Origin of the sequence: Phenylobacterium conjunctum, from assembly GCF_042679085.1 — a bacterium.
Classification (GTDB): Bacteria; Pseudomonadota; Alphaproteobacteria; order Caulobacterales; family Caulobacteraceae; genus Phenylobacterium; species Phenylobacterium conjunctum.
Genome location: NZ_JBHTLQ010000021.1, coordinates 38,455 through 63,424 on the forward strand (window position 1 = coordinate 38,455; position 24,970 = coordinate 63,424).

At 70.2% G+C, this 24,970-nt stretch carries 32 protein-coding genes and 1 tRNA gene; 18 read left to right on the forward strand and 15 right to left on the reverse strand.

Features of this window, described 5'->3' with window-relative positions:
* The first annotated feature begins 16 nt into the window (after positions 1 to 16).
* Entirely contained in the window at positions 17 to 448 is a 432-nt protein-coding gene (locus ACFQ27_RS10890) for a hypothetical protein (protein WP_377353602.1), read from the forward strand.
* 28 nt (positions 449 to 476) lie between these two features.
* On the opposite strand, the gene ACFQ27_RS10895 is transcribed toward ACFQ27_RS10890, so the two are convergent.
* A complete protein-coding gene (locus ACFQ27_RS10895; RefSeq protein ID WP_377353603.1) occupies positions 477 to 779 on the reverse strand; it encodes a 4a-hydroxytetrahydrobiopterin dehydratase in 303 nt (100 codons plus the stop codon).
* Positions 776 to 1,435 carry an HAD-IA family hydrolase gene (locus ACFQ27_RS10900; RefSeq protein WP_374344301.1) on the reverse strand — a complete coding sequence of 220 codons (660 nt, stop codon included), beginning with the start codon at positions 1,433 to 1,435 and terminating at the stop codon, positions 776 to 778. Before ACFQ27_RS10900 ends, ACFQ27_RS10895 begins: the two co-directional genes overlap by 4 nt.
* 83 nt (positions 1,436 to 1,518) lie before the next feature.
* Between ACFQ27_RS10900 and ACFQ27_RS10905 the strand changes: the two genes are divergently transcribed.
* From ACFQ27_RS10905 to ACFQ27_RS10925, 5 genes are all read left to right on the forward strand, one after another.
* Positions 1,519 to 1,875, forward strand: a complete 357-nt coding sequence (locus tag ACFQ27_RS10905; protein ID WP_374344303.1) for a VanZ family protein — start codon at positions 1,519 to 1,521, stop codon at positions 1,873 to 1,875.
* On the forward strand, positions 1,872 to 2,711 hold the full coding sequence (locus ACFQ27_RS10910; protein ID WP_377353604.1) for a heme-dependent oxidative N-demethylase subunit alpha family protein: 840 nt from the start codon (positions 1,872 to 1,874) through the stop codon (positions 2,709 to 2,711). Before ACFQ27_RS10905 ends, ACFQ27_RS10910 begins: the two co-directional genes overlap by 4 nt.
* Positions 2,712 to 2,760: 49 nt before the next feature.
* Positions 2,761 to 3,393, forward strand: coding sequence for a hypothetical protein (locus tag ACFQ27_RS10915; protein WP_377353605.1), 633 nt, complete (start codon positions 2,761 to 2,763; stop codon positions 3,391 to 3,393).
* 314 nt (positions 3,394 to 3,707) lie between these two features.
* Positions 3,708 to 4,631: a hypothetical protein gene (locus tag ACFQ27_RS10920; RefSeq protein WP_374344309.1), complete on the forward strand. Its 924-nt coding sequence runs from the start codon at positions 3,708 to 3,710 to the stop codon at positions 4,629 to 4,631.
* A gap of 102 nt (positions 4,632 to 4,733) precedes the next feature.
* Entirely contained in the window at positions 4,734 to 5,507 is a 774-nt protein-coding gene (locus tag ACFQ27_RS10925) for a tyrosine-protein phosphatase (protein WP_374344311.1), read from the forward strand.
* Here ACFQ27_RS10925 and ACFQ27_RS10930 read toward each other — a convergent pair.
* A complete protein-coding gene (locus ACFQ27_RS10930) occupies positions 5,500 to 7,167 on the reverse strand; it encodes a glycosyltransferase family 4 protein (RefSeq protein ID WP_377353606.1) in 1,668 nt (555 codons plus the stop codon). The genes ACFQ27_RS10925 and ACFQ27_RS10930 overlap by 8 nt on opposite strands.
* 161 nt (positions 7,168 to 7,328) lie before the next feature.
* On the opposite strand from ACFQ27_RS10930, the gene ACFQ27_RS10935 reads away from it, so the two are divergent.
* From ACFQ27_RS10935 to ACFQ27_RS10945, 3 genes are all read left to right on the forward strand, one after another.
* Positions 7,329 to 7,475, forward strand: coding sequence for a hypothetical protein (locus ACFQ27_RS10935; protein WP_374344315.1), 147 nt, complete (start codon positions 7,329 to 7,331; stop codon positions 7,473 to 7,475).
* A 112-nt stretch (positions 7,476 to 7,587) separates the two neighbouring features.
* Complete coding sequence (locus ACFQ27_RS10940) at positions 7,588 to 7,878, forward strand: hypothetical protein (protein WP_377353607.1); 291 nt, start codon at positions 7,588 to 7,590, stop codon at positions 7,876 to 7,878.
* The gene (locus ACFQ27_RS10945) at positions 7,875 to 8,144 is read left to right on the forward strand and encodes a hypothetical protein (protein WP_377353608.1); all 270 of its coding nucleotides are present in this window, start codon (positions 7,875 to 7,877) and stop codon (positions 8,142 to 8,144) included. The genes ACFQ27_RS10940 and ACFQ27_RS10945 overlap by 4 nt, the downstream gene beginning before the upstream one ends.
* Here ACFQ27_RS10945 and ACFQ27_RS10950 read toward each other — a convergent pair.
* Both ACFQ27_RS10950 and ACFQ27_RS10955 read right to left on the reverse strand, forming a co-directional pair.
* Positions 8,141 to 8,692: a recombinase family protein gene (locus ACFQ27_RS10950; RefSeq protein WP_377353609.1), complete on the reverse strand. Its 552-nt coding sequence runs from the start codon at positions 8,690 to 8,692 to the stop codon at positions 8,141 to 8,143. The genes ACFQ27_RS10945 and ACFQ27_RS10950 overlap by 4 nt on opposite strands.
* 154 nt (positions 8,693 to 8,846) lie before the next feature.
* Positions 8,847 to 9,788, reverse strand: a complete 942-nt coding sequence (locus ACFQ27_RS10955) for an ornithine cyclodeaminase family protein (RefSeq protein WP_377353610.1) — start codon at positions 9,786 to 9,788, stop codon at positions 8,847 to 8,849.
* 154 nt (positions 9,789 to 9,942) lie between these two features.
* Here ACFQ27_RS10955 and ACFQ27_RS10960 point away from each other — a divergent pair, with 154 nt between their 5' ends.
* Positions 9,943 to 10,110, forward strand: coding sequence for a hypothetical protein (locus tag ACFQ27_RS10960; protein ID WP_377353611.1), 168 nt, complete (start codon positions 9,943 to 9,945; stop codon positions 10,108 to 10,110).
* On the opposite strand, the gene ACFQ27_RS10965 is transcribed toward ACFQ27_RS10960, so the two are convergent.
* From ACFQ27_RS10965 to ACFQ27_RS10975, 3 genes are all read right to left on the reverse strand, one after another.
* Entirely contained in the window at positions 10,107 to 11,405 is a 1,299-nt protein-coding gene (locus ACFQ27_RS10965) for an aminotransferase class V-fold PLP-dependent enzyme (protein ID WP_377353612.1), read from the reverse strand. The two genes, ACFQ27_RS10960 and ACFQ27_RS10965, sit on opposite strands and share 4 nt — an antisense overlap.
* A 154-nt stretch (positions 11,406 to 11,559) precedes the next feature.
* Positions 11,560 to 11,636: transfer RNA gene (locus ACFQ27_RS10970), tRNA-Arg, on the reverse strand.
* Positions 11,637 to 11,685: 49 nt separating this feature from the next.
* Positions 11,686 to 12,636: an ABC transporter ATP-binding protein gene (locus ACFQ27_RS10975; RefSeq protein WP_377353613.1), complete on the reverse strand. Its 951-nt coding sequence runs from the start codon at positions 12,634 to 12,636 to the stop codon at positions 11,686 to 11,688.
* Between the two features lie 111 nt (positions 12,637 to 12,747).
* On the opposite strand from ACFQ27_RS10975, the gene ACFQ27_RS10980 reads away from it, so the two are divergent.
* The 5 genes from ACFQ27_RS10980 (at position 12,748) to mtaB (ending at position 19,209) form a co-directional block, all read left to right on the forward strand.
* Positions 12,748 to 13,017 carry a zinc-finger domain-containing protein gene (locus ACFQ27_RS10980; RefSeq protein ID WP_374348579.1) on the forward strand — a complete coding sequence of 90 codons (270 nt, stop codon included), beginning with the start codon at positions 12,748 to 12,750 and terminating at the stop codon, positions 13,015 to 13,017.
* A 122-nt stretch (positions 13,018 to 13,139) separates the two neighbouring features.
* Positions 13,140 to 13,937 carry an isocitrate lyase/PEP mutase family protein gene (locus ACFQ27_RS10985; RefSeq protein WP_377353614.1) on the forward strand — a complete coding sequence of 266 codons (798 nt, stop codon included), beginning with the start codon at positions 13,140 to 13,142 and terminating at the stop codon, positions 13,935 to 13,937.
* Positions 13,938 to 14,175: 238 nt separating this feature from the next.
* Positions 14,176 to 17,037 carry a DNA polymerase I gene (polA, locus tag ACFQ27_RS10990; RefSeq protein ID WP_377353615.1) on the forward strand — a complete coding sequence of 954 codons (2,862 nt, stop codon included), beginning with the start codon at positions 14,176 to 14,178 and terminating at the stop codon, positions 17,035 to 17,037.
* Positions 17,038 to 17,092: 55 nt separating this feature from the next.
* The gene (gene dapF / locus ACFQ27_RS10995; RefSeq protein ID WP_377353616.1) at positions 17,093 to 17,920 is read left to right on the forward strand and encodes a diaminopimelate epimerase; all 828 of its coding nucleotides are present in this window, start codon (positions 17,093 to 17,095) and stop codon (positions 17,918 to 17,920) included.
* A complete protein-coding gene (mtaB, locus tag ACFQ27_RS11000) occupies positions 17,917 to 19,209 on the forward strand; it encodes a tRNA (N(6)-L-threonylcarbamoyladenosine(37)-C(2))-methylthiotransferase MtaB (protein WP_377353617.1) in 1,293 nt (430 codons plus the stop codon). Before dapF ends, mtaB begins: the two co-directional genes overlap by 4 nt.
* On the opposite strand, the gene ACFQ27_RS11005 is transcribed toward mtaB, so the two are convergent.
* Complete coding sequence (locus ACFQ27_RS11005) at positions 19,206 to 19,829, reverse strand: trimeric intracellular cation channel family protein (protein WP_374348591.1); 624 nt, start codon at positions 19,827 to 19,829, stop codon at positions 19,206 to 19,208. The two genes, mtaB and ACFQ27_RS11005, sit on opposite strands and share 4 nt — an antisense overlap.
* Positions 19,830 to 19,876: 47 nt before the next feature.
* Here ACFQ27_RS11005 and ftsY point away from each other — a divergent pair, with 47 nt between their 5' ends.
* The 3 genes from ftsY (at position 19,877) to ACFQ27_RS11020 (ending at position 22,093) form a co-directional block, all read left to right on the forward strand.
* Positions 19,877 to 20,815 (forward strand): signal recognition particle-docking protein FtsY, encoded by a 939-nt coding sequence (gene ftsY, locus ACFQ27_RS11010; RefSeq protein ID WP_374348594.1) that lies wholly within the window; start codon positions 19,877 to 19,879, stop codon positions 20,813 to 20,815.
* On the forward strand, positions 20,812 to 21,399 hold the full coding sequence (locus tag ACFQ27_RS11015; protein ID WP_374348596.1) for an inner membrane-spanning protein YciB: 588 nt from the start codon (positions 20,812 to 20,814) through the stop codon (positions 21,397 to 21,399). Before ftsY ends, ACFQ27_RS11015 begins: the two co-directional genes overlap by 4 nt.
* 82 nt (positions 21,400 to 21,481) lie before the next feature.
* The gene (locus ACFQ27_RS11020; protein WP_377353618.1) at positions 21,482 to 22,093 is read left to right on the forward strand and encodes a MarR family winged helix-turn-helix transcriptional regulator; all 612 of its coding nucleotides are present in this window, start codon (positions 21,482 to 21,484) and stop codon (positions 22,091 to 22,093) included.
* Here the strand turns inward: ACFQ27_RS11020 and ACFQ27_RS11025 are convergent.
* The 6 genes from ACFQ27_RS11025 to ACFQ27_RS11050 all read right to left on the reverse strand — a co-directional run.
* The gene (locus ACFQ27_RS11025) at positions 22,090 to 22,431 is read right to left on the reverse strand and encodes a hypothetical protein (protein ID WP_377353619.1); all 342 of its coding nucleotides are present in this window, start codon (positions 22,429 to 22,431) and stop codon (positions 22,090 to 22,092) included. The two genes, ACFQ27_RS11020 and ACFQ27_RS11025, sit on opposite strands and share 4 nt — an antisense overlap.
* A gap of 59 nt (positions 22,432 to 22,490) precedes the next feature.
* Complete coding sequence (locus ACFQ27_RS11030; RefSeq protein ID WP_377353621.1) at positions 22,491 to 23,006, reverse strand: DsbE family thiol:disulfide interchange protein; 516 nt, start codon at positions 23,004 to 23,006, stop codon at positions 22,491 to 22,493.
* Positions 23,003 to 23,176 carry a heme exporter protein CcmD gene (gene ccmD, locus ACFQ27_RS11035; RefSeq protein ID WP_374348606.1) on the reverse strand — a complete coding sequence of 58 codons (174 nt, stop codon included), beginning with the start codon at positions 23,174 to 23,176 and terminating at the stop codon, positions 23,003 to 23,005. Before ccmD ends, ACFQ27_RS11030 begins: the two co-directional genes overlap by 4 nt.
* Before the next feature lie 3 nt (positions 23,177 to 23,179).
* On the reverse strand, positions 23,180 to 23,908 hold the full coding sequence (gene ccmC / locus ACFQ27_RS11040; protein WP_377353623.1) for a heme ABC transporter permease CcmC: 729 nt from the start codon (positions 23,906 to 23,908) through the stop codon (positions 23,180 to 23,182).
* Positions 23,909 to 24,051: 143 nt separating this feature from the next.
* Complete coding sequence (locus ACFQ27_RS11045) at positions 24,052 to 24,567, reverse strand: Spy/CpxP family protein refolding chaperone (protein WP_377353625.1); 516 nt, start codon at positions 24,565 to 24,567, stop codon at positions 24,052 to 24,054.
* Positions 24,568 to 24,654: 87 nt separating this feature from the next.
* Positions 24,655 to 24,970: heme exporter protein CcmB (locus tag ACFQ27_RS11050; protein ID WP_377353626.1), on the reverse strand; the 316-nt coding region annotated here is incomplete at its 5' end.

Here is a 24,970-nt window from a genome sequence, read left to right on the forward strand (position 1 = left end):
TGGCGTCCTGTCGCGCATGAACCGCCGCCGCATTCTCGCCGCCGCCGCCCGGCTCGCGGGCGTCCTCCTGGTCGGCCTTCAGCCTCAAGCCGCCCTGGCCAGCGGCAAGAAGACCGAGGCCGAGGGCGACAAGAAGTCCGGCGGGACCACTTACATCGCCATCTCGACCCTGACCGCGACGGTGCTGAAGCCGGACGGCCGGCGCGGCGTGCTCAGCATCGACCTGGGCCTGGACATCCCCGACAAGGCGCTGCGGGAACGGACCACCCTGGTCCTGCCGCGTCTGCGCGCCGCCTTCATCCAGACGGTGCAGATCTACGCCGCCGGCATGCCCCAGGGCCCGCCCCCCAGCGTCGACTACCTGTCCCGCGAACTCCAGCGCCAGACCGATGTCACCCTGGGCCAGAAGGGCGCCAAGCTCCTGATGGGCTCGGTGCTGATGAACTAGGCTCGGCGAGGCCGGCCATGACGGCGTGTTAGCGGGAACTAGCCCCCGCCGCCTCATCCATGAACCGGGCCAGGGTCAGGTCCAGCTCGGTCACGCCGTCGGCGTCGTGGGTGGTCAGGGTGACCTCGACCCGGTTGTAGACATTGAACCACTCCGGATGGTGGTCCAGCTGCTCAGCCTTGAGCGCGCAGCGCGCCATGAACCCGAAGGCGGCGTTGAAGTCCGCGAACCGATAGGCCCGGAAGATCGCCTCCCGCGCGCCCTCGGCCCGCCGCCAGTGCGGCAGCTGGGCGAGGACGGCCTCAATGGGCTGGCGGGCCGGCCGGCTCACGGCTCGTCGCCGGGATCGAAGGTCATGCCGGTGATGTCGCCCAGTTCGCGCAGGGTCTGGGTGACCGAGACCACCTTGATCGCCTTCATGCCCAGCTGAGAGGCCGGCTTGCAGTTGATGCCGAGGTCGTCGAGGTAGACGCAATTCTCCGGGGCGACCCCCAAGAGCTCGCACATCATCTGGTAGATCTTCGGGTCGGGCTTGCGCACGCCGGCCTTGGAGCTTTCGATGATGGCGTCGAACAGCGGCATGACCTGGCCCATGGCGCCGGCCATGCGCTGGCCAGCGTCCTGGCCCGGGCTGTGCTCGGAGACCACGTTGTTGGTGATGCAGCCGACCTTGTAGCGGGCCTTGCAGGCCTTCAGCGCCTCGACCATCGGCGGCCGCAGCCGGCCTGACAGCAGCGGCAGGACGTCGGCGCCGCGCACCGGATGGCCGAGCGCGGTGGATTCTTCCAGGAACAGGGTGTCGAAGGCGCCGGCCCCGATCTCGTTCCGCTCGAACAGGGCCCAGGCGTTGGTGTCGGGATTGGTGGCGTTCACCCGCCGGATCAGGTCCTTGGGCAGGCCGCGCTCGGCCTCGTACCGGTTGAAGGCCTCGAAGGGCGAGGAGGTGAACACCCCGCCGAAATCCCAGATCACCGCTTCCAGAGCCATCGTGCCGTCCGATCCCGCGTTCACTTGAAAAATGCGGCGCGACGCTAGTTAGGCGAACCCCGACGTGCAAGAGAGTTGGCCCGATGTCGCTCGCCAGCCTGCCTCGCCCGCTTCGCCTCGCCCTCTATGCCGGGGCCGCCGCCGTCCTTCTGGCGCTGACCCTCGCGCCGTCGGAAGACCTGCCCTCTGTGAACCTGTGGGACAAGGCCGAGCACGCCGTGGCCTGGATGGTGCTGACCGGCCTGGGCCTCGTCCTGTCGCCGCGCAGGCCCCGCGCCATCGCCGGGTTCGCCCTGGCCTTCGGCGCCCTGGTGGAGATCCTGCAGGGCCTGCTGCCCATCGGCCGGGACGCCGATATCCGCGACCTGCTGGCCGACAGCGTCGGCATCGGCGCGGCCCTGCTGGTCTATCTGCTGGTGCGTGGGGCGCGCCGGCGGTGAGCCCGCGCCACACCCCCTGGGCGGAGGCCCGCGACTTCTCCATCGGCCTGAGGCCCATCACGCCCGAGGCCTGGCTGGAGGGCGGCGAGGCCGATCCGTCCGCCCGCAAGGACGCCCTGCTGGCCGCCCATGGCGACCTGGTCTGGGGAGAGACCGACGGCTCGCGCCCCGGCCAGGCCGAGGCCGCCGGCCTGGTGGCCGAGGCGCTCGGGCGGGACTGGAGGCCGGTCACCGACAGGGACGACCCGCCGCTTCTGGCCGCCGCCCGCCAGGTCGCCGACGACCTGATCCTGATGGAAAAGCGCGACGGCGCCTGGCGCCTGACCGCGTTGAGCCTCTGCGCGCCGACCTTCTTCACCGCCCCGGAGGTGCTGGGCAAAAGCCTGGCTGAGCTGCACGGCCCGGTGAACGGCTTCGCCGAGCGTTTCCTGGCCCGGGTGGAGCGCATCTTCGAGGGCCTGCGGCCTGACCTGATCCTGGAGCGGCGCAACTGGACCGTGGTCAATTCCGGCGACAGCTTCACGCCCTTCTCGGCCCCCGTGCGCGCCAGGGTGGGCGAGATCACGCCGCAGACCGCCGGCCAGGCCCTCTATACCCGCGTCGAGCGCCAGACCCTGCGGCGGTTGCCGGACACCGGCGGCGCCCTCTTCACCATCCGCATCTGGCTCGATCCCCTGGAGCGGGTCGCCGAGACGCCGGAGAGCCTGGCGGCTTTCGCCCAGGCCTGGCGCGAGGCCCCCGAGCCTTTTCGCGCCTACAAGGGGTTTTCGCTTTATGCGCCCCTGGTCGAAGCCTTCCTTCGCGCCCAGGGTGAAACTCACAGCGTTAACGTGTAACGATCCTCATCGTCCGGCGGTCATTCAGTTCCGAGCCGCCGGAGGGGCCATGCGCCTCAGCCTCATCCTTACCGCCGCCCTGACCGCCCTGGTCCTCAGCGGCTGCGATCAGCTGCCCCGCATCGCGGTTCTGCCGCCGAAATCGGGCGACTGCTGCCAATGCGCCACCCCGGCCAAGTCCGCCTGTCCCACCACGACCGCCGCCGCGCCCGCGGCGGTCCCGGCGGCCAAGATCCCCGCCGAGCCGGTGATGGAGGCCGAGGCGCCCACCGCCCCGGTCCAGCGTCGCCACGTGGTTCGCGCCCACAGCCAGGCCCAGGTTCAGGTGCGGCGCCAGACCTTGACCTATGCCGGCGGCCCGGCCCCGGCGCCGGCCTATGACGGCCAGGTCTATGTGCCGGAGACCCACGCCTACGCTCGCGTCGACGCGCAGGAGACCCGGACCGAACGCTATTCGGAACGCCAGGAGTCCTACGGCTACGTTCAGGGCGGCCACGCCCAAGGCGCCTATGTCGAGAACGGCTACGCCCAAGGCGGCTATGTCCAGGGTGGCTACGTCCAAAGCGGCTACGCCCAGGGCGGCCCGCCGCGTGGCCCGTGCCCCTGCGGCCCGACGCCGGCGGCCGGCCGCGACCGCGACGGCTTCCTGACCTGGCCGGGCAAGCTCGCCCAGCGACCCTAAGCCCCGCCTCCGCGCGCGGCCCGCGATTTGCGGCCGAGCTTCCCACGGTCCCGCTTCGGGACAAGTCCGGGAAACGAGAACCAAGATGCGATCGCCCAACGGCCCCCTGTTCAAGCGCTACGAAATCGTCGCCATCGTCCTGTTCCTGACCGCCGCCGCGGCCATCGCCGGCATGGGCCTGGTCTACTAGGCGCAACTATTCAGCGCTTGAAAAACTCCCCATTTCGAGTACCCCCAGATCTGGGGTAGGGTTGCGGCGCGCGTGAATCTCTCCACTGTCGCCACAACCAGGGATGGGGGGCCAGCACGTCAAGATGAAGCCGAGATTGGTCTCGAGGCTCAGCAGCGAATACCTGCTCTGGTTCCTGGGCCAGGTCCGGCAGGCGTTCGACGGCGACGTGATCAAGGGCGTGATCTTCCTGGCGGTCACCCAGGCCAATGTGCGCCACATCGACGAAGGCTCTCCCGCCGGCTGGACCGAGCTGGATAATCCGCCGCCGGACAACCTGCGCCGGCCGGTCTCCGCCGGCGCCGTGGCCGTGGCCCTGGGCGTGCCCAAGGAAACCGCCCGCCGCAAGATTCGCGAACTGGTCAGCGCCCGCTTCTGCGCCCTGGCGCCGGGTGGGGTGATCGTGCCGCGGCGGGTGTTCCTGCGGCCCGGCAACGCCTCGGGCCTGAAGCGCAACGCGGAGCACCTGCGCGCCCTGTTCTCCGCGCTCGACCGGCACGAGGTAGGCCTGGTGCGCCGCTACTGCCTGGCCGTGGGCGAGGCGCGCCTGCGTCAACTGGGCCGGGTCAGCACCGACTTCACCCTGCGCGCCACCGGCATCCTGCGCGGCCTCTGCGACGGCGAGCTGCTGGCCGGACTGATCTTCCTGTCGATCAATGTCGCCAACGTCCGCCACATCACCGCGGCGCACGAACCCCTCTACGCCACCGCCGAAGACCCGCCGCCGAACAGCGAGCGCCATCCGATCTCCGCCCTGGCCCTGTCCCGCGAGCTCGGCATTCCCGCCGAGACCGTGCGCCGTCATGTGCGCCAACTGGAGGCCGCCGGCTATTGTATCGCCGTCAAGGGCGGGCTGGTCGTCCCCACCGAGGTGCTGATGCAGCCCAAGTTCAAGGCCGCGGTGGCCCAGGCGGCGGAGAACCTGGTCTGGCTGCTTGAGGAGCTGGTGCGGGTCGGGGTCCTGCAACTGCGGTCCGAACCATCGCTGCCCGAGCCGGTGGCCGGCTGACCCCGCCGATGATCCTGGCCGCCTTCCGCAGCGGGCGCCTGACAAACTGTTCCGGGACTGTCACATCCCCGTGCCACTTAGCCGGCGTGCGGAGGACTTGAGATGACGGCGCGGATCCTGCCCCTGACGGGGGTCGAGAACTTCCGGGACTATGGCGACTACGCCGGCCGCGGCGGGCGCGTGGCGGCGGGACGCCTCTATCGCTCCGCCCACCACGGCAAGGCGACGTCAGAGGACCTGGCGGTCATCGGCGGCCTGGGCCTGGCCGCCGTCGTGGACCTGCGCCGCCCGATGGAGCGGGACGCCGAGCCCACCCCGCGCCCGCCGGGCTTCGCCGGCCAGGTGATCGAGTGCGACCTGGGCGACCGGGCCGAGGCGCCCCACGTCGCCTTCCTGCGCGAGACTGACCTGACGCCGGACAGCGTCACCGCCTTCTTCATGGACTACTACGCCCACGCCCCCTTCGAGCCCCGGCACCTGGAGCTGTTCCGGCGCTATTTCGAGGCCCTGGTCACCGTCGATGGGCCGGTGCTGATCCACTGCACCGCCGGCAAGGACCGGACCGGCCTGCTGGCGGCCCTGACCCACCATGTGCTGGGCGTGGCCCATGACGACATCATCGCCGATTACCTCCTGACCAACCAGGCGGCCCGGCTCGAGGCCCGCGCCCCAACCGTCGCCGAGAACCTGGAGAAGATGCTGGGCAAGCGGCCGTCGGACGTCGCGGTCCACGCCTTCCTGGGCGTGGAGGCGGCCTATCTGGAGCGCGCCCTGCAGGCCATCGTCGAGGCTCGCGGCTCGCTGGACGCCTATCTGGCGGACCTCGGCCTGGACGCCGCCGCGGCCGAGACCCTGCGCGCCCGACTGATCAGCTAAGCCAGTCCAGCATGCCGAGCTTGGCCATCCAGGCCAGGCTCATATGCACATTGCGCCGCTTCGGTCCGGGGAAGCCGACCAGGATGTCGCGGACCGACAGCGGCCCTTCGGCGGTCAGCCGGCGCAGGATCTCCGCGTGCTCCTCCGGCCCTGCCCGCCAGGCGCCGAACGCCTTGTCCAGGATGAGCTCGCCCGCGCGGGCCAGGTCCGCCTCGCCGATCCCCGGTCGGACGCTCAGCCTGGCGTTCAGGCGCAGGACGTGGGTGGGGAAGGCGTCGAAGTCGGTGAAGGGATCGCCGCTCACCGGGTCGGTGACGGGCAGGGGCGCCGGGCCGGGGCTTGCGGCGCGGACCGCCGCCAGCTCGTCGATCAGGCCGCGGATCTGGCGCGCCACCACCGGCCAGTCGCAGAACGACGCCACCCGGGCGCGGCCCGCCTCGCCCATGCGGCGGCGCAGATCCGGATTGTCGATCAGGGCGGCCAGGGCCTCGGCGGCGCGGCCCACATGCACCGCTGTGTGCTGGGCGATGGCCCCCACATAGTTCTGGTAGGTGTCGAACTGGACCAGGTGGCGCGCGGTCATGTGTTCGCCCATCACCCTTGGCGGCCCGCCGAGCGTCGGGATCAGGAAGCCCTCCATCCCGTCGCGCACCGTGTAGCGATAGCCGTCCCAGTCGGACACGACCACGGGCAGGCCGGCGGCCATGGCCTCGATCGGCGTGATTCCGAAGGTCTCCTGGATGTTGTCGACCAGGGAGATGAAGATGTCCGAGGCGGCCCAGAGCTCGCCCAGCAGTTCGCGGTCATTGCCGTTCAGCAGCTCCAGCCGCACCGATGGCGCATAGGCCTTGGCGGCGGAGACATAGAATTCGCGGTCCCGGTCCCCGCCGGGGAACCAGCCGGACATGGCGAACACCACCTTGCGGCCGGTGCGGGCGGCGGCCTCCTCCACGGCGCGGAACATCGGCTGCGGGAAGGCCTTCTCGAAGAAGGACAACCGCCCGACCCACAGGACCAGCACATCGTCCGGTTCCAGGCCCAGGGCCTCGCGGCGGCTGCGGCGGACCTGCGGGCGGTCGGCCAGGGCGGCCATGGCCGGGCCGTCCACTCCCAGCGGAATGAGCGGCAGGCGCGGCTGCGGCCGCTTGGTCGCCCCCATCCGGTCGGCCAGATGGTCATGCCAGGAGTCGAACAGGGCCTGGGTGGCGTCGCGCACCACCGGCGAGGTGCAGATGATCGCGTCCCAGTCCTGGGTCGGCGCGGCCAGGTTCGACACCAGGTCCTGGCGGATGGCCGGCGGCGCCAGGGTGTGGATCAGGCCGATCAGACTATAGGCCCGGTCCCCCGCCTGCCGGCGTCGCTGCCAGGCCAGGTCCGACAGGGTCAGGCTGCCGCGCAGCAGGGCGCCGGCCTGGATCGCGGGCTGCAGGTTCAGGATCGGCCCGGCCCCCAGCTCGACCGGCGGCGTCTCGCCGGGGAACAGGCTCTCGGCCAGGCCCTCGGGGGTGATCTCGCGCACGGTCAGGAAGTCCAGGCGCGTGAAGTCCGCGTGCCGCGCCAGGGCCTGGTAGAGCTGGAGATTGGCGATCCGCTGGCCGAAGGGGTTCTCGGGCAGGCCCACCTGGCCGGAGGGGCTGTAGATACTCAGGCTCTGACCCAAGGTGCTCGGTCTCCAACTCACCGGACGCCGACGTCCGCCACTGGGCGCAGACCATGCCCACGCCGCGGTCGGACAACAAGCCCACGGCCGGCCTTTGCGGCCCGCTTGCGCGCGGCCGGAAATGGTCTATCTATGAAAAGGCTAACGGAGCTTCAGTCGACATGGCCCAGGCCCTCGACATCGCCGTCCTCTTCTGCGCCGCCCTCTCCGGGCTGGCCATGGTCGCGCGCGCCGCCAGCAAACCCATGTTCGCCATGATGATTATCACCACCCAGCCCAGGGGCCGGCGGCGAACGCGCGCGTCTTAGGACGCCACAAGCCAGACGATCGCAAGATCAGCCGCCCCGCTCCCTCCCGGACGCGGGGTTTTTTATTGCGCGCGTCCGGTGCTTCCCCACTCCACCAAAGGATCCGACCACCATGACCGCCGTTTCAGACCTGGCCGCAGAGCCCAGCCACGCCGACCGCCTGCACGTCTTCCTCGTCGCCGCCCGCCACGCCCGCGCCGCCCTGCGGGCCATCGAGGACGGCCTGTGGATGTCCGGGGCCGAACTTTGCGGCCTGTCCCTGCGCCCGGTGGGCCAGATCGTCGAGGGCGTCGTGCGGCTCAAGGGCCTGAACGACCCGCAGGCCGACCGGCTCGCCGACCGCCTGGCCTCTGGCCTCGGCGTCCAGGGCGTCCGCGTCGAGCATCATGTGGGGCTCAAATGACCTGGCCCGCCAACGTCCAGCCGTCCCGTCGCCATGTCTTCCTGGTCGAGACCGACCAGGGGCCGGACGTCCTCCTGCGGGTGCTGGGTCCCTTCGCCCTGATGGGCGCCCGCATCGTCGGCCTGGGGCTCACCCCGGGAGAGGGCCGCCAGGACCTGCGCATCGAGGTTGAGCTTGAACCGGACGCCGCGGGCCAGATCGGCCGGCGCCTGGACGCCATGCCGGCGGTGCGTGGGGTCGGGCTGGGTTGGGTGACCCCGGTTTAGCCCGAGACCCGGTCGCTCCCGGCCAGCAGCCGATAGACGCTGGCCCGGCCGATGTTCAGCTCGCGGGCGATCTCGGTGGCGCCCTTGCCCTGGGCCTTGAGGGTGCGCACCGCCTCCACCGGAATGGTCGCCGGCCGGCCGCGATAGGCGCCGGCGCGCTTGGTCCGCGCCACCACCTCGGCTTTGCGTTCCCGCTTGGACGCCTGCTCGAAAGCCGCCAGGCTGCGCACCGCCTGAAGCACCGCCTCGCCCTGGGCCCCGGAGGTGTCGAGCCCGGCCTCGCCCAGGGCCACCAGGGCCACCTTGCGGTCCTGGAAGCGGGCCAGCACCCCGGCCAGCTCGCTCAGGGAGCCCGCCACCCGATCCAGGCTGGCCACCACCAGCACGTCGCCTTCTGCGGCGCAGTCGAGAATGTTGCCGAGTTCGCGCCGCCCGCCCTTGCGGGCCTCAAAGAAGATCTTGCCGCAGCCATTGGCCCGCAGCGCGGCGAGCTGCGCCTTGATCGGCGGGCCGCCATCCGTGTCTCGAACGTAGCCGATGCGCGCCACGAAGCCTCCTTACGCGCCCGAACTGGTGGGCGGACCTGTCTCGCAGGTTGCAAGGTGCGGGCTTTTGAGACGCTTGGCGACGCGGCGTACTGTCGCCCTCAAGTTGGGTGTATTCTTTGTGCAACCAACGCGCGTTCGTCGAACGCTGTTCGCGTCAGGCGGCGTCGTAGAGCAGCCGCGCGGCGGCCAGGTCCTGCACCACATGGCCCAGCGACTTGTAGACCGTGACCTGGTCGCGCGACTGGCGGCCGGTCAGCGCGCCTGAGAACACCTGGCCGATCTCCCCCACCAGATGGGCGTCACTGATCAGGCCCGCGGCCTTGGCGGACAGGAACTCGGCGCCCTGGGCCAGCACGCCCTCGCGGCTGTCGGCGATGAAGCGGGCGCGGACCACCAGCTCGGAATCGACCTCCACCGGCCCGGCGTAGCTCGAGCCCACCAGGTTCAGGTGGGTTCCGGGGGCGACCCAGGCGCCCATCAGGATCGGCTCGCGGGCCGCGGTGAGCGTGCAGATGATGTCGGCCTCGGCGACGGCGGCGGGTGCGTCCGGCGCGGCGGCCACCGCCAGGCCGGTCTCGGCCGCCATCTCCCGCGCAAAGGTCTCGGCCCGGCCAGGATCGCGGCCCCAGACCGTGACCGCCTGCAGCCGGCGCACGCGCGAGATCGCCCTCAAGTGGGTGCGGGCCTGCTCGCCATAGCCCAGCAGGGCCAGGCGGCTGGCGTCCGGGCGGGCCAGGACGTCGGTCGCCGCGGCGCTGGCGGCGGCGGTGCGGATCGCGGTGACCTCGCCGGCATGAAGCACACAGACCGGCGCGCCGCTCTCGGCGTCGAACAGCACGATCACCCCCTGGTGCGACTGGACGCCCTTGGCGAAGTTCTCCGGAAACACGCTGATCAGCTTGGCGCCGAACATCGCCCGCTCGCCGAGCGCCCCCGGCATCACCCCGAACATCCGCCCGTCCGCCATGGGGATGATCGACCGCAGCAGCTGGCGGGTCTCCCCGGCCGAAAAGGCGATCATCGCCTCGCGCACCGCCGGGATGCAGACCTCATAGGTCAGGCGCTGGGCCACCTCGTCCCGGTCGATGAATCGCATGAGCCCCTCCATTGGTCCCCAACCTAGCCCGCGCCGCCGCCCCCGGCCCAGGCCTTCCGGGGCCAAATGCCCTCCCAGGTAGCGCTCGACCTCACCGCCAGGCTGTGAGACTCTGCCAAGCTTAGTGTTCCAGAGCAGAGCCTAGGACGAGGCCATGCCCCATCGTTACGCGCACGAGGCGAACATCGCCCGTTACCGCCAGCTGCTTGAAAAAGAGTCGGACCCCGACCGCCGCGCGGTCCTGCAACAGCTGCTGATCAACGAGGAAAGCGGCGTCTTCGCCGCCCCGGAGGAGGACGACGAGGCGGACCCGGCGACCTAGAGCAGCATGGCGTGCTCGGCCCGCAGGGCCGCCACCAGGGCGTCCACATCCTGTTCTGTGGTGAACAGGCCAGGCGAGACCCGGATCGCGGGGCCTCGGGAGATGCCGGCGCGCCAGACCGTATGGACCTTGTGCGCCTCGAACAGCCGGCGCTGCACCTTCTGGGCGTCGGCGTCCGTGGCCATGCCCTTCAGGCGGAAACTGGTCACGGCGCAGTAGCGGGCCGGATCGTCTGGCACGCAGATCTCGACATTGGGGAGATCGGCGACGGCGTTGACCCATCGGTTCCGCAGCTTCCGCATCCTGGCCTCCTTGGCCGCGGCGCCTACGGCGAAGTGAAAGTCCACGGCGGTTGGGATGGTCATCACCGCCGCGAAATTGACGGTCCCCGGCGCCACCCGGGTGTTGATGTCATCGGCGGGCTGGTTGTGGTTCTCATAGGCGATATCGATATCGGCCAGCCGCCCCTTGCGGATGTACAGGGCGCCCGTGCCCAGGGGCGCTGAGGTCCACTTGTGCACCGACCAGCCGACGAAATCGGCGCCCAGGTCGGGGATCTGGAAGTCGATGCAGGCTACTCCGTGGGCGGCGTCCACCACCGTGTCGACCCCGCGCGCCCGGGCCATGGCGACGATCTCTCGAACCGGTGTGACCAGCCCCGTACGGTTGGACACCTGCGTGACCAGGAGCAGCTTGGCCTCCGGCGTGGCCTTCAGCACCGCTTCATAGGCCGCCAGGATGTTGGCGGTGGTGGCGGGCTCGGGCATGGCGAACTTCACCACCCTGGCGCCGCGATGGGTCCCCAGCCACTGCATGGCCGCGAGCATGGCGTCATAGTCCAGATCGCAGCAGATCACCGCGTCTCCAGCCTTCAGAGGCCTGTAGTTGACGATCAGCATTTGCAGGGCGTCCGCCCCGCTGCGGGCGATCGCGATCTCGGCGGGCGAGGCCCCGACCTGGCGCGCGACGGCCGCCTGGGCTCGCGCGGCCTCGGTGGTCCAGCCCTCGCCGCCGGGCAGGACATTGCGGGCCCACACGGCGTTGGCGCTGTTCACCAGAGTGGTGTTGCGCGCAAACGCCTCGGCGACGACGCGAGGCATCATGCTCCAATAGCCGGCCTCCAGGTTGTGGACGCCGGGCATGACGTCGAATTGCGCCGGCAGGTCGTCCGCGGAGATGGATCCCGCCGCCAGCGCGGGCGCGGCCCAGGTCAGGCCGGGCGCGGCCGCCGCCAACAGCCCTGGCCCGCAGGCCGCGGCGGATTTCAGGAACAGGCGGCGGTCGGGGTTCGGCATGGGCGGGTCCTGGCGGGTGTCAGGACCCAACAGGACCGTCGGCGCAGGCCGCGACAAGCGTCACGCGCGGCGGCGCGTACGATTGTGCCCAGACGGTCAGGGTTTGGGCGCAGCCTGCCGCAAACCCGGTGGCTCAGTCTGATCTTGCGGAGAATGGCGCACCCGACACGATTCGAACGTGTGACCTTTGCCTTCGGAGGGCAACGCTCTATCCAGCTGAGCTACGGGTGCGTGCTGAAGCGGAAGGGGCTTCTAGCGGAAAGATCGGGGAAGCGAAAGTCTAGACCGCAGCCGGCGCCGGCTGGGTGGTGAGCGAGACGAACACGTCCTCCAGGTCCGGGTCTTCGGTGGCGATATCCTTGATGTGCAGGCCGGCCCCGCGCACGGCGGCGAGCACCTGTTCGACGCTGGACTGGCCGGTGCGATAGGTCACCTGGAAGGCGCCGCCATTGCGCAGCTTGGTCTCGAAGCCCGCCAGCTGCGGGGCCTCCGCCATCGGCTCCTCCGGCGTCACCACCACGGCGCGGGTGTCCATGCGGGCCAGGAGCGTCGTGGTCGGCTCGCAGGCGACCACCTGGCCGCGGTTGATGATGGCGATCTGGTCGCAGAGCTCCTGGGCCTCTTCGAGGTAGTGGGTGGTGAGCACGATGGTCACGCCCTTGGCGTTCAGCTCCAGCACATAGCGCCACAGCTGGCGGCGCAGCTCGACGTCCACCCCGGCGGTGGGCTCGTCCAGGATCAGCACCGGCGGATTGTGCACCATGGCCTTGGCGACCATCAGGCGGCGCTTCATGCCGCCCGACAGCTGGCGGACATAGGCCTGGGCTTTGTCGGCGAGGCCCAGCGCGGTGAGCAGCTCCATGGTCCGGCGCTCAGACGGCGGCACGCCATACATGCCGGCCTGGACCTCCAGCGATTCCTTGGGCGTGAAGAAGGGGTCGGCGGCGATTTCCTGCGGCACCACGCCGATGGCGGCGCGGGCGTCGCGCGGGCGCTCGTCGATGTCGCGGCCCCAGATCAGCACCTTGCCAGAGGTTTTCTTGGTCAGGCCGGCCAGGGTGTTGATGAAGGTCGACTTGCCCGCGCCGTTGGGGCCGAGCAGGCCGAAGATCGAGCCGCGCGGGATCTTCAGGTCGATGCCCTTGAGCGCCTGCATCTCCGGGCTGGTCTTGGTGGCGGGATAGGTCTTCACCAGGCCCTGGGCCTCGATGGCGTAGTCGGGAAGGCTCATGCGGACCTTGAGGAAATCACTGGATCAAATGGCGTCATTGACGTCGAAAGGGGTGCTCGCATACCTAGGCCCGCAGACGCCGCTCGCCAAGCTTCGTCGCCGGAGAATTCCATGGCCAAAGCCCCGACCCAGCCCACCACCGCCGAGACCTCGGTCCCCGTGGGCCCCGCGCCTGAGACCATCACCGTCCACTCGCACCGCGTGGCCTGCGACGGCGTCGGCGGCGCGCTTGGCCACCCGCGGGTCTTCCTGGAGATGGGCGCCTCGGGCTTTGTCGAATGCCCCTATTGCGATCGCCGCTTCGTCCTGGCCCACGGCGACGAGGGCCATGAGGACGAGCTGAAGGCGCCGGGCGTCTACGAAGGCTCGCACGGCCACTAAGCCTTGCCCTCCGGCAGCTGACACCAGGGTGGCGGCAGCCGTCTGTCGAGGTCCGGTTTCCGCGAGCGTGTCACGACGCCAGGCCCCATATCGTCCAGGCTGAAACGCCAATGGGGACGAGCATGAGCCACGCCGCGACCTTCCACGCCCTGCACAAGGGCCCCGATATCCTGATCCTGCCCAATGCCTGGGACGCCGCCAGCGCCGCGATCATGGCCGATGCGGGCGCCAGGGCCGTGGCCACCTCCTCGGCGGCGGTAGCCTGGGCGCACGGCTATGCCGACGGCGACCACCTGCCGGTCCCGATCCTGATCCGGGCGCTGGAGGAGATCGCCCGCATCTTGCCGGTTCCCCTGACCGCCGACATCGAGGGTGGCTATACCGACGACCTCGCCACCCTGGCCGAGACCATCCGCGCGGTGATCGGCGCCGGCGCCGTCGGGATCAATCTGGAGGACGGGACCCGCGATCCTGACCTGCACGCCCGCAAGATCGAGGCGGCGCGCAAGGCTGCGGCCGGCGCCGGGGTCGACCTGTTCATCAACGCCCGCACCGATGTCTATCTGAAGCGCCTGGTCCCGGCCGAGCAGGCCGAGGCCGAGGCGGTGCGCCGGGCGGGCCTCTATGCGGGCGCGGGCGCCAGCGGGATCTTCATCCCCTTCGCCAATGACGCCGCCCTGATCGGCCGGCTGGCGGCGGCTGTGGCCCTGCCCCTGAACATCATGGGCTTCGCGGGCGTGCCGAAGGCCGCGGACCTGCAGGCCCTCGGCGCGCGCCGCCTGTCCTCGGCCACGGGCCTGTTCCGGGCGGCCTTCGCCACGGTGAAGCGCGTGACGGAAGCTTTCCTCGCCGACGGCGATCCCGACGCGGTGGCCCAGGCGGCGCAGGGCGCCCCGGATCTGAACGCCCGGTTCGGCTGAACCCGCCTGGCGACCCAGCTGTGTCATCCCGGTTTTCGCGTCAGCGAAAGACCGGGACCCATAGACACCGATCCATCCTGCAAACTCCCGCCCATATGGGTCTGGGACAAGCCGCTGGCGCGGCTTTCCGGGATGACATCGGCGCAAGTCCTGAGCGTGGCCAGAGACCTGTCAGCAGCCTGCGCATTCCTTGGCGCTGAGGCGTGACCCGGGACGCGGTCGGCCCTATCTTCGGCCCATGACCGATCTTGCGCCCGACGCCGCCCTGCCCGATCTGCCCCGCCTCGCCACCCAGGACGGCCCGGCCACGCGGCTGTACCTGATCGACGCCTCGGGCTTCATCTTCCGGGCCTTCCACGCCCTGCCGCCCCTGACCCGCAAGACGGACGGTCTGCCCATCGGCGCCATCTCCGGTTTCTGCAACATGCTGTGGAAGCTGCTGGTCGAGATGAAGGCCCAGCCGGACGGCCCGACCCACCTGGCCGCGATCTTCGACCACTCCGAGAAGACCTTCCGCAACCACCTGTACGACCAGTACAAGGCCCACCGCCCGCCGCCGCCAGAGGACCTGATCCCGCAGTTCCCCCTGGTGCGCGAGGCCGCCCGGGCCTTCGGCGTCCCGGCCCTGGAGCTGCCCGGCTATGAGGCCGACGATCTGATCGCCGCCTATGCCTGTAAGGTGCGCGACGCCGGCGGCCTGGTGACCATTGTCTCCTCGGACAAGGACCTGATGCAGCTGGTCGGCGAGCGGGTCTCCATGCTCGACACCATGAAGAACCTGCGGATCGGCCCGGAACAGGTGATGGAGAAGTTCGGGGTGTCCCCGGACAAGGTGGTCGACGTCCAGGCCCTGTGCGGCGACAGCGTCGACAACGTGCCGGGCGCGCCGGGCATCGGCATCAAGACCGCCAGCGCCCTGATCAACGAGTATGGCGACCTCGACACCCTGTTGGCCCGGGCCGGCGAGATCAAACAGCCCAAGCGCCGCGACACCCTGATCGAATTCGCCGACCAGATCCGCCTGTCGCGCCAGCTGGTCCAGCTGGACTGCGACACCCCCCTGCCGGTTCCCCTGGAAGACCTGGTGGTGGCCGAGGCCGACGCCGACGTGCTGGCCAAGTTCCTGGACGAGATGGAGTTCCGCACCCTGGCCCGCCGGGTCAGCGGCGGCGGCCAGCCCTCGTCCAGCCTGGCCGCGGCGCCGGGCGGGTCGCCTGCGCCCACGCCCCTGCCGGTGGCCGATCAAGGCCCCATCGACGTCACCAAGTATGTCTGTGTCCGCGACCTCGAAACCCTGAACGCCTGGGTGGACAAGGCCCGCGCCAAGGGGATCGTCGCCTTCGACACCGAGACCGACGCCCTGTCCTCGGCCAACGCCGGGCTGGTGGGCGTGTCCCTGGCCGTCGCGCCGGGCGAGGCCTGCTACATCCCGCTGGGCCACGAGCACGAAGGGGGGCTCGCCTTCGACGCCCCCGCCGACCTGGAGCAGATTCCTCTGGCCGACGCCATCGCGGCCCTGAAGCCGATGCTGGAAGATCCGGGCGTCCTGAAGGTGGCCCAGAACGCCAAGTACGACATGGCGGTCCTGTCCCGCTACGGCGTCCGCGTGGCGCCGGTCGAGGACACCATGCTGATCAGCTATGTGCTGGAGGCCGGGCTGCACAATCACGGCATGGACGAGCTGTCCAAGCTGTGGCTCGGCCATTCGCCGATCCCGTTCAAGCAGGTCACCGGGACCGGCAAGGCCCAGAAGAGCTTCAAGCACGTCGCCCTGGAGCCGGCCACCTGCTACGCCGCCGAGGACGCCGACGTCACCTTGCGCCTCTACGAGCTGTTGCGGCCCCGCCTGCCGCGCGAGGGCCTGCTGAGCGTCTACGAGACCCTGGAGCGGCCCATGGCCGGGGTGCTGGCCGATATGGAATGCGCCGGCATCCGCATCGACCCCGAGCGCCTGCGCCAGCTGTCCAACGACTTCTCGGTCCGCATGGGCGAGCTGGAGGCCGAGGCCCATCGCCTGGCCGGACGACCGTTCAACCTGGGCAGCCCGAAGCAGATCGGCGAAGTGCTGTTCGGCGAGATGGGCCTGACCGGCGGCAAGATGACCGCCACCGGCGCCCAGTCCACCGACGCCTCCATGCTCGAGGAGCTGGCCGCCCAGGGTCACGCCCTGCCGCGCGTCCTGCTCGACTGGCGCCAGCTGTCCAAGCTCAAGGGCACCTATACCGACGCCCTGATCGCGGCGGTGAGCGAGCGGACCGGCCGGGTGCACACCTCCTACGCCCTGGCCGCCACCACCACTGGGCGGCTGTCCTCGTCGGACCCGAACCTGCAGAACATCCCGGTGCGCACCGAAGAGGGGCGCAAGATCCGCAAGGCCTTCGTGGCCGAGCCGGGCAAGGTGCTGATCAGCGCCGACTATTCGCAGATCGAGCTGCGCCTGCTTGCCCACATCGGCGACATCCCGCAGCTGAAGAAGGCCTTCCAGGACGGCCTGGACATTCACGCCTCGACGGCGTCCGAGATGTTCGGCGTGCCGATCGAGGGCATGCCGTCCGAGACGCGGCGCCGCGCCAAGGCGATCAATTTCGGCATCGTCTACGGCATCTCGGCCTTCGGCCTCGCCAACCAGCTGTCGATCCCGCAGGACGAGGCGGGCGCCTATATCAAGACCTACTTCGAGCGCTTCCCCGGCATCCGGGCCTATATGGACCGCACCAAGCAGGCGGCCCGGACCCAAGGCTTCGTGACCACCATCTTCGGGCGCAAGGTCAATATCCCGGCGGTGAAGTCCAAGTCGGCGGCCGAGCGGGCCTTCGGCGACCGGGCGGCGATCAACGCCCCGATCCAGGGCGCCGCCGCCGACATCATGCGCCGGGCCATGATCCGCATGCCGGACGCCCTGAAGGAGGCCGGCCTGTCCGCCACCATGCTGTTGCAGGTGCACGACGAACTGGTCTTCGAGGCGCCGGAAGCCGAGGCCGAGGCGACCATCGCGGTCGCCAAGCGCGTCATGGAAAAGGCTGCTCTACCCGCCGTGGAGATCAGCGTCCCGCTGGTCGTCGAAGCCCGCGCCGCCGCCAACTGGGACGACGCGCACTAGGGCGTCCCAGCCCCAGGCGTGCCTAAGCGGCGGTTCTCGCCTATATAGCCCGGAGATGACCCGTCCGTTCCTGAAGATGAACGGTCTCGGCAACGACTTCGTCGTGGTCGAGGCCCGCACCGCCCCCTTCGATCCGACCCCGGAGGAGGTGCGCAAGATTTGTGACCGGACCGACGGGATCGGCTGCGACCAGCTGGTCTCCCTCGAGCGCTCCTCCAAGGGCGACGCGCGCGTCCGGTTCTGGAACGCCGATGGCGAAGAGGTCGGCGCCTGCGGCAACGCCTCGCGCTGCGTGGGCTGGCTCTTGATGGAGGCCGGCCAGACAGACTCAGCCGTCCTGGACACCCGCGGCGGCCTGTTGCACGCCAGCCGCGCCGGGGATCACCGGGTCTCGGTGGATATGGGCGAGCCGCGGCTGGATTGGACTGAGATCCCGCTCGCCGAGGAGATGGACACCAAGGGCATTGAGCTGCAGGTCGGGCCCATCGACAATCCGGTCCTGCACACGCCGGGCTGCGTCTCCATGGGCAATCCGCACGTGGTGTTCTTCGTGCCCAACGCCGAGGCGGCGCCGGTGCGCGAGGTCGGGCCGCTGATCGAGCATCACTTCCTGTTCCCCGAAGGCGTCAACGTCGGCTTCGCCCAGGTGAAGAGCCGCGACCGCATCCGCCTGCGCGTCTGGGAGCGGGGCGCCGGCCTCACCAAGGCCTGCGGCACCGGCGCCTGCGCCGCCCTGGTCGCCTGCGCCCGCCGGGGCCTGTCCGACCGCAAGGCGACCCTGGAGTTGGACGGCGGCGAGCTGGTCATCGAGTGGCGCGAGACCGACGGCCACGTCATCATGACTGGACCCTTGGAGATTGAATTTACAGGGAATTTGCCTTGAGTTCCCACGCCGAAGATACGGTCGTCCATGTTGACGTCAAAGCCGGCGACGACGTCTCGATCGTCACCTTCGGCTGCCGGCTGAACGCCTATGAGAGCGAGGTCATCCGCAAGCGCGCGGCCGAGGACGGTCTGACGGACGCGGTGGTCTTCAACACCTGCGCGGTGACCGGCGAGGCGGTGCGTCAGGCCCGCCAGGCGATCCGCAAGGCCCGCCGCGAGCGCCCCGGCGCCAAGCTGATCGTCACCGGCTGCGCGGCCCAGATCGACCCAGGCGCCTTCGCGGCCATGGCCGAGGTCGATCTCGTCCTGGGCAACGCCGAGAAGTCCCAGGCCGGCGCCTATGCGCCGACTGCTGAGCCGATGCGCGTCCGGGTCAACGACATCATGAGCGTGCGGGAGACCGCGGGCCACCTGATCGACGGCCTGAAGGACCGGGCGCGGGCCTATGTCGAGGTCCAGAACGGCTGCGACCATCGCTGCACCTTCTGCGTCATCCCCTATGGACGCGGCAATTCCCGCTCGGCGCCGGCCGGCGAGGTGGTGGAACAGGTCCGCAGACTGGCGGCAGAGGGCTATCGCGAGGTGGTGCTGACCGGGGTCGATGTGACCAGCTGGGGCGCCGACCTGCCGGGCCAGCCGACGCTGGGCCAACTGGTGGCGCGGATCCTGAAGCTGGTGCCCGACCTGCCACGATTGAGGCTCTCCTCCATCGACGCGGCCGAGATCGACCCTGACCTGTTGAAGGGCTTCGAGGACCCGCGGCTGATGCCCTATCTGCATCTGTCCCTGCAGGCGGGCGACGACATGATCCTGAAGCGGATGAAGCGCCGGCATCTTCGCGCCGACGCTCTGAAGCTGATCGCCGATGTCCGGGCGGTGCGGCCTGATGTCGCCTTCGGCGCCGACCTGATCGCCGGCTTCCCGACCGAGACGGACGAGATGTTCGAGAACACCCTGAAGCTGGTGGACGAGGCGGGCCTGGCCTTCCTGCACGTCTTCCCCTTCAGCCCGCGGCCCGGCACCCCGGCGGCGCGGATGCCGCAGCTGCAGCGGCCGGTGATCAAGGCCCGCGCGGCGCGGCTGCGCGAAGCGGGCCAGGCGGCGCTTCAGCGTCACCTGGCGGCCCAGGTCGGCCGGACCCTCTCAGGGCTGGTGGAAAAGGGCGGGATCGCCCGGGCCGAAGACTTCACCGAGATCGCCTTCTCGGGCGAGGCCAAGGTCGGCGGGATCGTGACGCTAAGGGTCACCGGCGTCGAGGCCGGCCGGCTGACGGCCGAGCTGGCCTAGTCTTCGCGGCCCGGGAAGCCCGGCAGGGTCCAGTTCCACAGGATCGCCCCGGCCCTGACCCCGAAGGCCGCCCCGGCGCCGATCAGGCCGGCGGGCAGACCGGGAAGCCCGAAGCCCCGCAGGATGACGAACAGGCCCGCGCCGACCACGGCGCAGGTCACATAGATCTCCCGTTTCAGCAGCACCGATTCCTCGTGCGCCAGGACATCCCGGATCACGCCGCCGAAGCAGGCGGTCAGCACGCCCATGACCATGGAGGGCAGGGCCGGCGCCCCCAGCGCCAGGGCCTTGGCCGCGCCGACAACGCTGTAGGCGGCCAGGCCCACGGCATCGAGCCACAGCAGCACCCGCTGGCGCCCTCGGCCCAGCCCGGTGAGCCAGATCACCAGGGCCGCGGTCAGGCAGGCGGCGAGGTAGCCCCAGCGGTCGATCCAGAACACCGGCGCGCCCAACAGCAGGTCGCGCAGGGTCCCGCCCCCGACCCCGGTGATGGCCGCGAAGAAGCCGAAGGTGACGATATCGTGCTTGCGGCGCGCGGCCGCCAGCGCCCCGGTGGCCCCGAAGACCGCCACGGCCGCATAGTCGAGCCAGACAAGGGCGTGCGCGATCCGCTCATCCATCACGCCTGCTCTATCCCGCCTGCGCGCGAGCCGCTAGAAGCAGGCTCATGACCGAACCGAAGAAGGGCTGGTTCCAACGCCTCACCGACGGGCTGTCGCGCTCGTCGAAGGCGATGACGGAACAGGTGGTCTCCACCTTCACCAAGCAGCCGCTGGACCAGGCCAAGCTCGACGAGCTGGAAGAGATGCTGATCGAGGCCGATCTCGGCCCGCACTCGGCCGCGCGCATCACCGCCCGCTTCGCCGAGGAGAAGTTCGGCAAGAGCGTCGATGAGGCCGAGATCAAGGAAGCCCTGGCGGAAGCCATCGGCGATGAGCTCTCCAACCGCCAGGGCCGCTTTGATCCGCTGGTCGGACCTCGGCCCTATGTGGTGCTGTTCATCGGGGTCAACGGCTCGGGCAAGACCACGACGCTCGGCAAGATCGCCTCGGACCTGAAGGCGCGGGGCGCCAAGGTCCTGGTGGTGGCCGGCGACACCTTCCGCGCCGCCGCCGTTGAACAGCTCAAGGTCTGGGCCGAGCGGGCGGGCGTCGACTTCATGTCGCGGCCGATCAACTCCGACGCGGCCGGGCTCGCCTTCGACGCCGTGCAGCGGGCCAAGGACGAGGCCTATGACGTGGTGCTGATCGACACCGCCGGCCGTCTGCAGAACAAGCAGGGCCTGATGGACGAACTGCACAAGGTCATCCGGGTGATCAAGAAGGTCGATCCCGAGGCCCCGCACGAGACCCTGCTGGTGCTCGACGCCACCGTGGGCCGCAATGCGCTGGCCCAGGAAAACATCTTCGGCAACCAGATCGGCGTCTCTGGCATTGTCATGACCAAGCTGGACGGCACCGCCCGCGGCGGGGTGCTTGTGCCCGTGGCCCAGGCCTCCGACAGCCCGATCAAGCTGATCGGGGTGGGCGAGGGGATCGAGGACCTGCAGCCCTTCGACGCCCGCGCCTTCGCCCGCTCCCTGGTGGGTCTGGAGAACGGCCAGTGACCCTGTCGCCCAAGCACCGCAAGTGGATCACGGCCTTCGTCGACTACGGCTGGCCCTTCGCCTTCCTGATCACCCTGCTGGTCACCCACGACATGATGAAGGCCACCTGGGGCATGGTGGCCGGCGCCGCCGTAGCCCTGGCGGTGGGCCTGATCGTCGAGCGCCGCATCGCGCCCCTGCCCCTGGCGGCGGGAGGCCTGTCGCTGATCCTGGGGGGGCTGGCGCTCTACACCCACGATCCGCGTTTCATCAAGATTCGCCCCACGGTCTCGGGCGTCGCCTTCGGCGGCTTCCTGATCATCGGGGTGATGATGGGCAAGAACCCCTTGAAGGCCATCCTCAGCATGGCCTTCCAGATGTCGGACGAAGGCTGGCGCAAGCTTGCCTGGCGCTACGGCGTCTTCTTCCTCGCCACGGCGGTGGTGAACGAAATCGTCTGGCGCACCCAGTCCGACGTCACCTGGGCCCTGTTCAAGTTCCCCGGCCTGTCGATCATCCACGTGCTGTTCGGCTTCAGCCAGGTGCCGCTGATGATGAAGTACGCCCACGTCAGCGAGCCGCCGCCGGTGCCGCCGGTCGAGTAGACCGCCCACGGACTGTCTGTCGTCAAACCGACGCGATCAGCCTATAGCTTGCAGACGCTATCCAGGCGGCGAGGGCGTGCGGATGTCGAAGGCGAAGTCGGCGAAGTCAGGCGGGCTGCCCGCCCTGGACAAGTCTCCCAGTCATCTTCTGCACCGGGCGCTACAGGTGGCGCTCGATCTCTATGCCGAGGAGTTTGGTCCCGGCGGCCTGACCCAGCGCCAGTATGCGGTGCTGTCGGCGGTGGCGACCCAGGACGGCCTGACCCAGACGGACCTGGTGCGGATCACCGGCATCGACCGCTCGACCCTGGCCGACATGGCCGCCCGCATGATCACCAAGGGCCTGCTGGAGCGGCAACGCTCGGCCTCCGACGCCCGCGCCAACGCCGTCAGCCTGACGGAGGCGGGTCGCGCCGCGCTCGAAGACGCCCAGCCGAAGATGGCGGCGGTGGACGCCCGGCTGCTGAAGCTGCTGTCCGGTGGCAAGCGCGACGCCCTGACCGGGCTGCTGCGCGACCTGGTCAAGGGTGGGGATGAGGCCGCGGCGCCCGAGGCGGTCAAGCCGCCGAAGCCGCCCAAGCCCGAGAAGGTCAAGAAGGCCAAGGCGGACAAGAAGCCCAAGGCCGAGAAGCCGGCCAAGTCCCCGAAGCCTGAGAAGGCCGACAAGCCGAAGAAGGCGAAAAAGGCCGCCTAGACCTTGATGTCGAGGATCGAGCCGGGCCGCAGGATGCGGGTCGGTGGCTCAGCCGGCAGGGTCGCCGGTATTTTCGGAACATAGGCCGCCCGGGCGGCGGCGGGCGAGGCGGTGCGGAGCGGTGCGGCGGCTTGCGTCGTCTGGGTCTGCGCCGCGCGCGTGGCCTGGCCCGAGCCTTGGGCGGAGGCCTGAGGTTGCGGCTGGGCCGCCTGGCCCTGGGCCTTGCCGAGGGCGGCTTCGAAAAAGGCGCGCTGGGCCGCGGACCGGGCCTGGTTGTTGGCCGGGTTCTGAAGTTGCGGATTGACCGGCGTGAAGTTCGGTCGGATCGGCGCGGCCATGGGACCCCGGAAACATGGTTAACGAGACCCTAGCCTCGTTGGCGCGTCCGAAAATATGGTTAACGCGGCGCCTTCGCCAGCATGGCCTGGGCGATCTCCGCGGTCAGGGGACCGGAGTGCTTGTCGAGGATCATCCCGTCGGCGCCGACCAGATAGGTCTCGGGCACGCCAGTCACCCCCAGCTCGATCCCGGCGCGGCCGTCGCGGTCCACGAGGCGCGCGTCATAGGGGTCGCCCAGACGGGCCAGGAAGGCCTCGGTATTGGGCGGGGCGTCCTTGTAGGCGATGCCGACGATGCGAACGTCCTGGCGCTTCAGCTCGACCAGCACCGGCGCCTCGATCTCGCAGGGCGCGCACCAGGAGGCGAAGACGTTGACCAGCACCGGACCCCTGGCGGCGTCGGCCAGGCGCACGGGCCGGCCGTCGTCGAGGCTGGGCAGGGAGACCTCCGGCAGCGGCTTGCCCACCAGGGCGCGCGGCTCGACCTTGGGATCGTGGTTCAGCCCATAGACGCCGAACAGCAAGGCGAGCGCGGCCAGCACCGCCAGGGGCGCGAAGGCCAGCCAGCGGTTCACGGGCGCGGATCCGTCTGGGCGTCCTTGGCCGCGGTCAGCTCCTCATAGCGCCGACGCCAGCGGCGGGCGTGGGCCAGGCTGGAGGCGATCATGGCGACAAAGGTCACGGCGGTGATGGCGAAGGCCGGGCCGATGAAGGCGGCGTACTTGCCAGTGAACAGGTCGTGCATGGCCTAGCCCCTCGCCAGCCGAAGCGCGGCGGCCTCGGCCCGGCGCCGCCAGACCTCGCCGCGGATCCGCACCAGCCACAGGGCGCCGAAGGCGGCCGTATAGGCCAGGCCCATCAGCAAGAGGGGCGTCAGATAGACCGGGTCCAGCGCCGAGCCGCCCTTGCGGAACACCGACGCGCCCTGGTGCAGAGTGTTCCACCAGTTCACCGACCAGTGGACGACGGGCAGGTTGATCAGGCCGACCAGGGCCAGGATGGCGCCGGCCCGCGAGGCCTTGGTCTCATCGTCCAGGCTGGCGCGCAGGGCCATATAGGCCAGGTAGAACAGGAACAGCACCAGGACCGAGGTCAGGCGCGCGTCCCACACCCACCAGGCGCCCCACATGGGCCGGCCCCAGAGTGAGCCGGTGATCAGGGCCAGGCCCGTGAAGGCGGCGCCGAGCGGCGCGGCGGCCTGGGCGGCGGCGTCGGCCAGGGCGTGGCGGAACACCAGGGCCAGGAAGCTGGCGATCCCCATACAGACATAGACGAACATGCTCAGCCAGGCGGCCGGCACGTGGATGAACATGATCTTGACCGTGGCGCCCTGCTGGTAGTCCTCGGGCGCCGTGAAGCCCAGCCAAAGGCCGGCGACGGCGAGGGCCACGGCGATGGCCCCGATGAGGGGCGCGGCCCAGCGCGAGAACGCCATGAACCGCTCGGGATTGGCCAGGAAGGCGGGGGCGGGGATCATGCTCGCCGATTAGCCCCGCCTCGCGCGCGGGGCAATGGGATATAGATCAAGCGACGGGTCCCGGGGCGGGCTTGACCCCGGAACCCGCCGTCGCACGCATCGCCGGTCCCGCGACTGGAGGGACGGGACCGGCGGTGTTCCAGTCAGCCCCGGTGACCGACGCCCATGCCCTTGGGACCCATGCCCTGGCCGTGGCGGCCGCCCATGCCGGGCGGGGGCAGGGCGTCAAAGGCCTTCTTCTGGGCCGGGTTCAGCTGGGCGTAGAAGGTGCGGATGGCCTGCATCCGCTTGTCCATGGCGGCCTCGCGTTCGGCCCGATGGGCCTGCATGGCGTCCAGCCGCTGCGGCGTGGTCAGGCCGGCCATCTTCTCGCGCTCTCCCCGCATCTTCTCCAGGCCCCCTTCCGGCGGCTTCATGGCGGCGATGAAGGCCTGCAGGGCCGGCTCCTGGGCCGGGGTCAGTTGCAGCACATCACGCAGGTGGCCGGCCATGCGCTCGGCGCGTTTGGCGGGGTCCATGCCGGGCATGCCGCCCATCGGGCCATGGCCGTGCGCCTCTTCCATGCCGCCGGGCGGCGGCTGGGCGATGGCGACGCCGGCGGCGCCGAGGGTCAGGATCGAGGCGCCCAGCAGCACAGGGCGAAGGATTTTCAAGGTCATGGAAGGTCTCCGTTACGCCATCCCCACGACGTCAAACGGTCTGTTCCCGGGTTTCCGTCGCCGGCCGACCTTAAGCTTTCGTCATGTTCAGCTGAGCGCGTTGCGGCAGGCGGCGGCCATGGCGACCGGCCCCAGGGCCACGGCGGCGGCGGCGTAGGCGGACAACAGGGTGAAGCCGGCCCGCCAGGGCAGGCCCGAGGCGAAGGCGTCTAAGGCTCCGCCGCCGAAGATCACCGGGGGCACGAACAGCGGCAGGACGATCACGGCGGTCAGCAGTCCGCCCCGCCGCGCCCCCAGGCTGAGCGCCGCCCCGATCCCGCCGGTGAAGGCGAAGGCCAGGCCCCCGACCAGGGCGCCGGCCAGGATCAGCGGGGCCAGCGCCACCGGCCCGCCGAGCGCGATG

Coding starts and splice junctions, on each gene's coding strand:
- ACFQ27_RS10985 (WP_377353614.1), top strand. CDS start 13,140: ATGAGCCACGCCGCGACCTTCCACGCCCTGCACAAGGGCCCCGATATC.
- ACFQ27_RS10980 (WP_374348579.1), top strand. CDS start 12,748: ATGGCCAAAGCCCCGACCCAGCCCACCACCGCCGAGACCTCGGTCCCC.
- ACFQ27_RS10945 (WP_377353608.1), top strand. CDS start 7,875: ATGACCTGGCCCGCCAACGTCCAGCCGTCCCGTCGCCATGTCTTCCTG.
- ACFQ27_RS10965 (WP_377353612.1), bottom strand. CDS start 11,405: ATGCCGAACCCCGACCGCCGCCTGTTCCTGAAATCCGCCGCGGCCTGC.
- ccmC (WP_377353623.1), bottom strand. CDS start 23,908: ATGATCCCCGCCCCCGCCTTCCTGGCCAATCCCGAGCGGTTCATGGCG.
- ACFQ27_RS10900 (WP_374344301.1), bottom strand. CDS start 1,435: ATGGCTCTGGAAGCGGTGATCTGGGATTTCGGCGGGGTGTTCACCTCC.
- dapF (WP_377353616.1), top strand. CDS start 17,093: ATGACCCGTCCGTTCCTGAAGATGAACGGTCTCGGCAACGACTTCGTC.
- ACFQ27_RS10940 (WP_377353607.1), top strand. CDS start 7,588: ATGACCGCCGTTTCAGACCTGGCCGCAGAGCCCAGCCACGCCGACCGC.
- ccmD (WP_374348606.1), bottom strand. CDS start 23,176: ATGCACGACCTGTTCACTGGCAAGTACGCCGCCTTCATCGGCCCGGCC.
- ACFQ27_RS10955 (WP_377353610.1), bottom strand. CDS start 9,788: ATGCGATTCATCGACCGGGACGAGGTGGCCCAGCGCCTGACCTATGAG.
- ACFQ27_RS10960 (WP_377353611.1), top strand. CDS start 9,943: ATGCCCCATCGTTACGCGCACGAGGCGAACATCGCCCGTTACCGCCAG.
- ACFQ27_RS11005 (WP_374348591.1), bottom strand. CDS start 19,829: ATGGATGAGCGGATCGCGCACGCCCTTGTCTGGCTCGACTATGCGGCC.
- ACFQ27_RS10975 (WP_377353613.1), bottom strand. CDS start 12,636: ATGAGCCTTCCCGACTACGCCATCGAGGCCCAGGGCCTGGTGAAGACC.
- ACFQ27_RS10920 (WP_374344309.1), top strand. CDS start 3,708: ATGAAGCCGAGATTGGTCTCGAGGCTCAGCAGCGAATACCTGCTCTGG.
- ACFQ27_RS10935 (WP_374344315.1), top strand. CDS start 7,329: ATGGCCCAGGCCCTCGACATCGCCGTCCTCTTCTGCGCCGCCCTCTCC.
- polA (WP_377353615.1), top strand. CDS start 14,176: ATGACCGATCTTGCGCCCGACGCCGCCCTGCCCGATCTGCCCCGCCTC.
- ACFQ27_RS10905 (WP_374344303.1), top strand. CDS start 1,519: ATGTCGCTCGCCAGCCTGCCTCGCCCGCTTCGCCTCGCCCTCTATGCC.
- ACFQ27_RS11045 (WP_377353625.1), bottom strand. CDS start 24,567: ATGACCTTGAAAATCCTTCGCCCTGTGCTGCTGGGCGCCTCGATCCTG.
- ACFQ27_RS11025 (WP_377353619.1), bottom strand. CDS start 22,431: ATGGCCGCGCCGATCCGACCGAACTTCACGCCGGTCAATCCGCAACTT.
- ACFQ27_RS10890 (WP_377353602.1), top strand. CDS start 17: ATGAACCGCCGCCGCATTCTCGCCGCCGCCGCCCGGCTCGCGGGCGTC.
- ACFQ27_RS11020 (WP_377353618.1), top strand. CDS start 21,482: ATGTCGAAGGCGAAGTCGGCGAAGTCAGGCGGGCTGCCCGCCCTGGAC.
- ACFQ27_RS10925 (WP_374344311.1), top strand. CDS start 4,734: ATGACGGCGCGGATCCTGCCCCTGACGGGGGTCGAGAACTTCCGGGAC.
- ftsY (WP_374348594.1), top strand. CDS start 19,877: ATGACCGAACCGAAGAAGGGCTGGTTCCAACGCCTCACCGACGGGCTG.
- ACFQ27_RS10915 (WP_377353605.1), top strand. CDS start 2,761: ATGCGCCTCAGCCTCATCCTTACCGCCGCCCTGACCGCCCTGGTCCTC.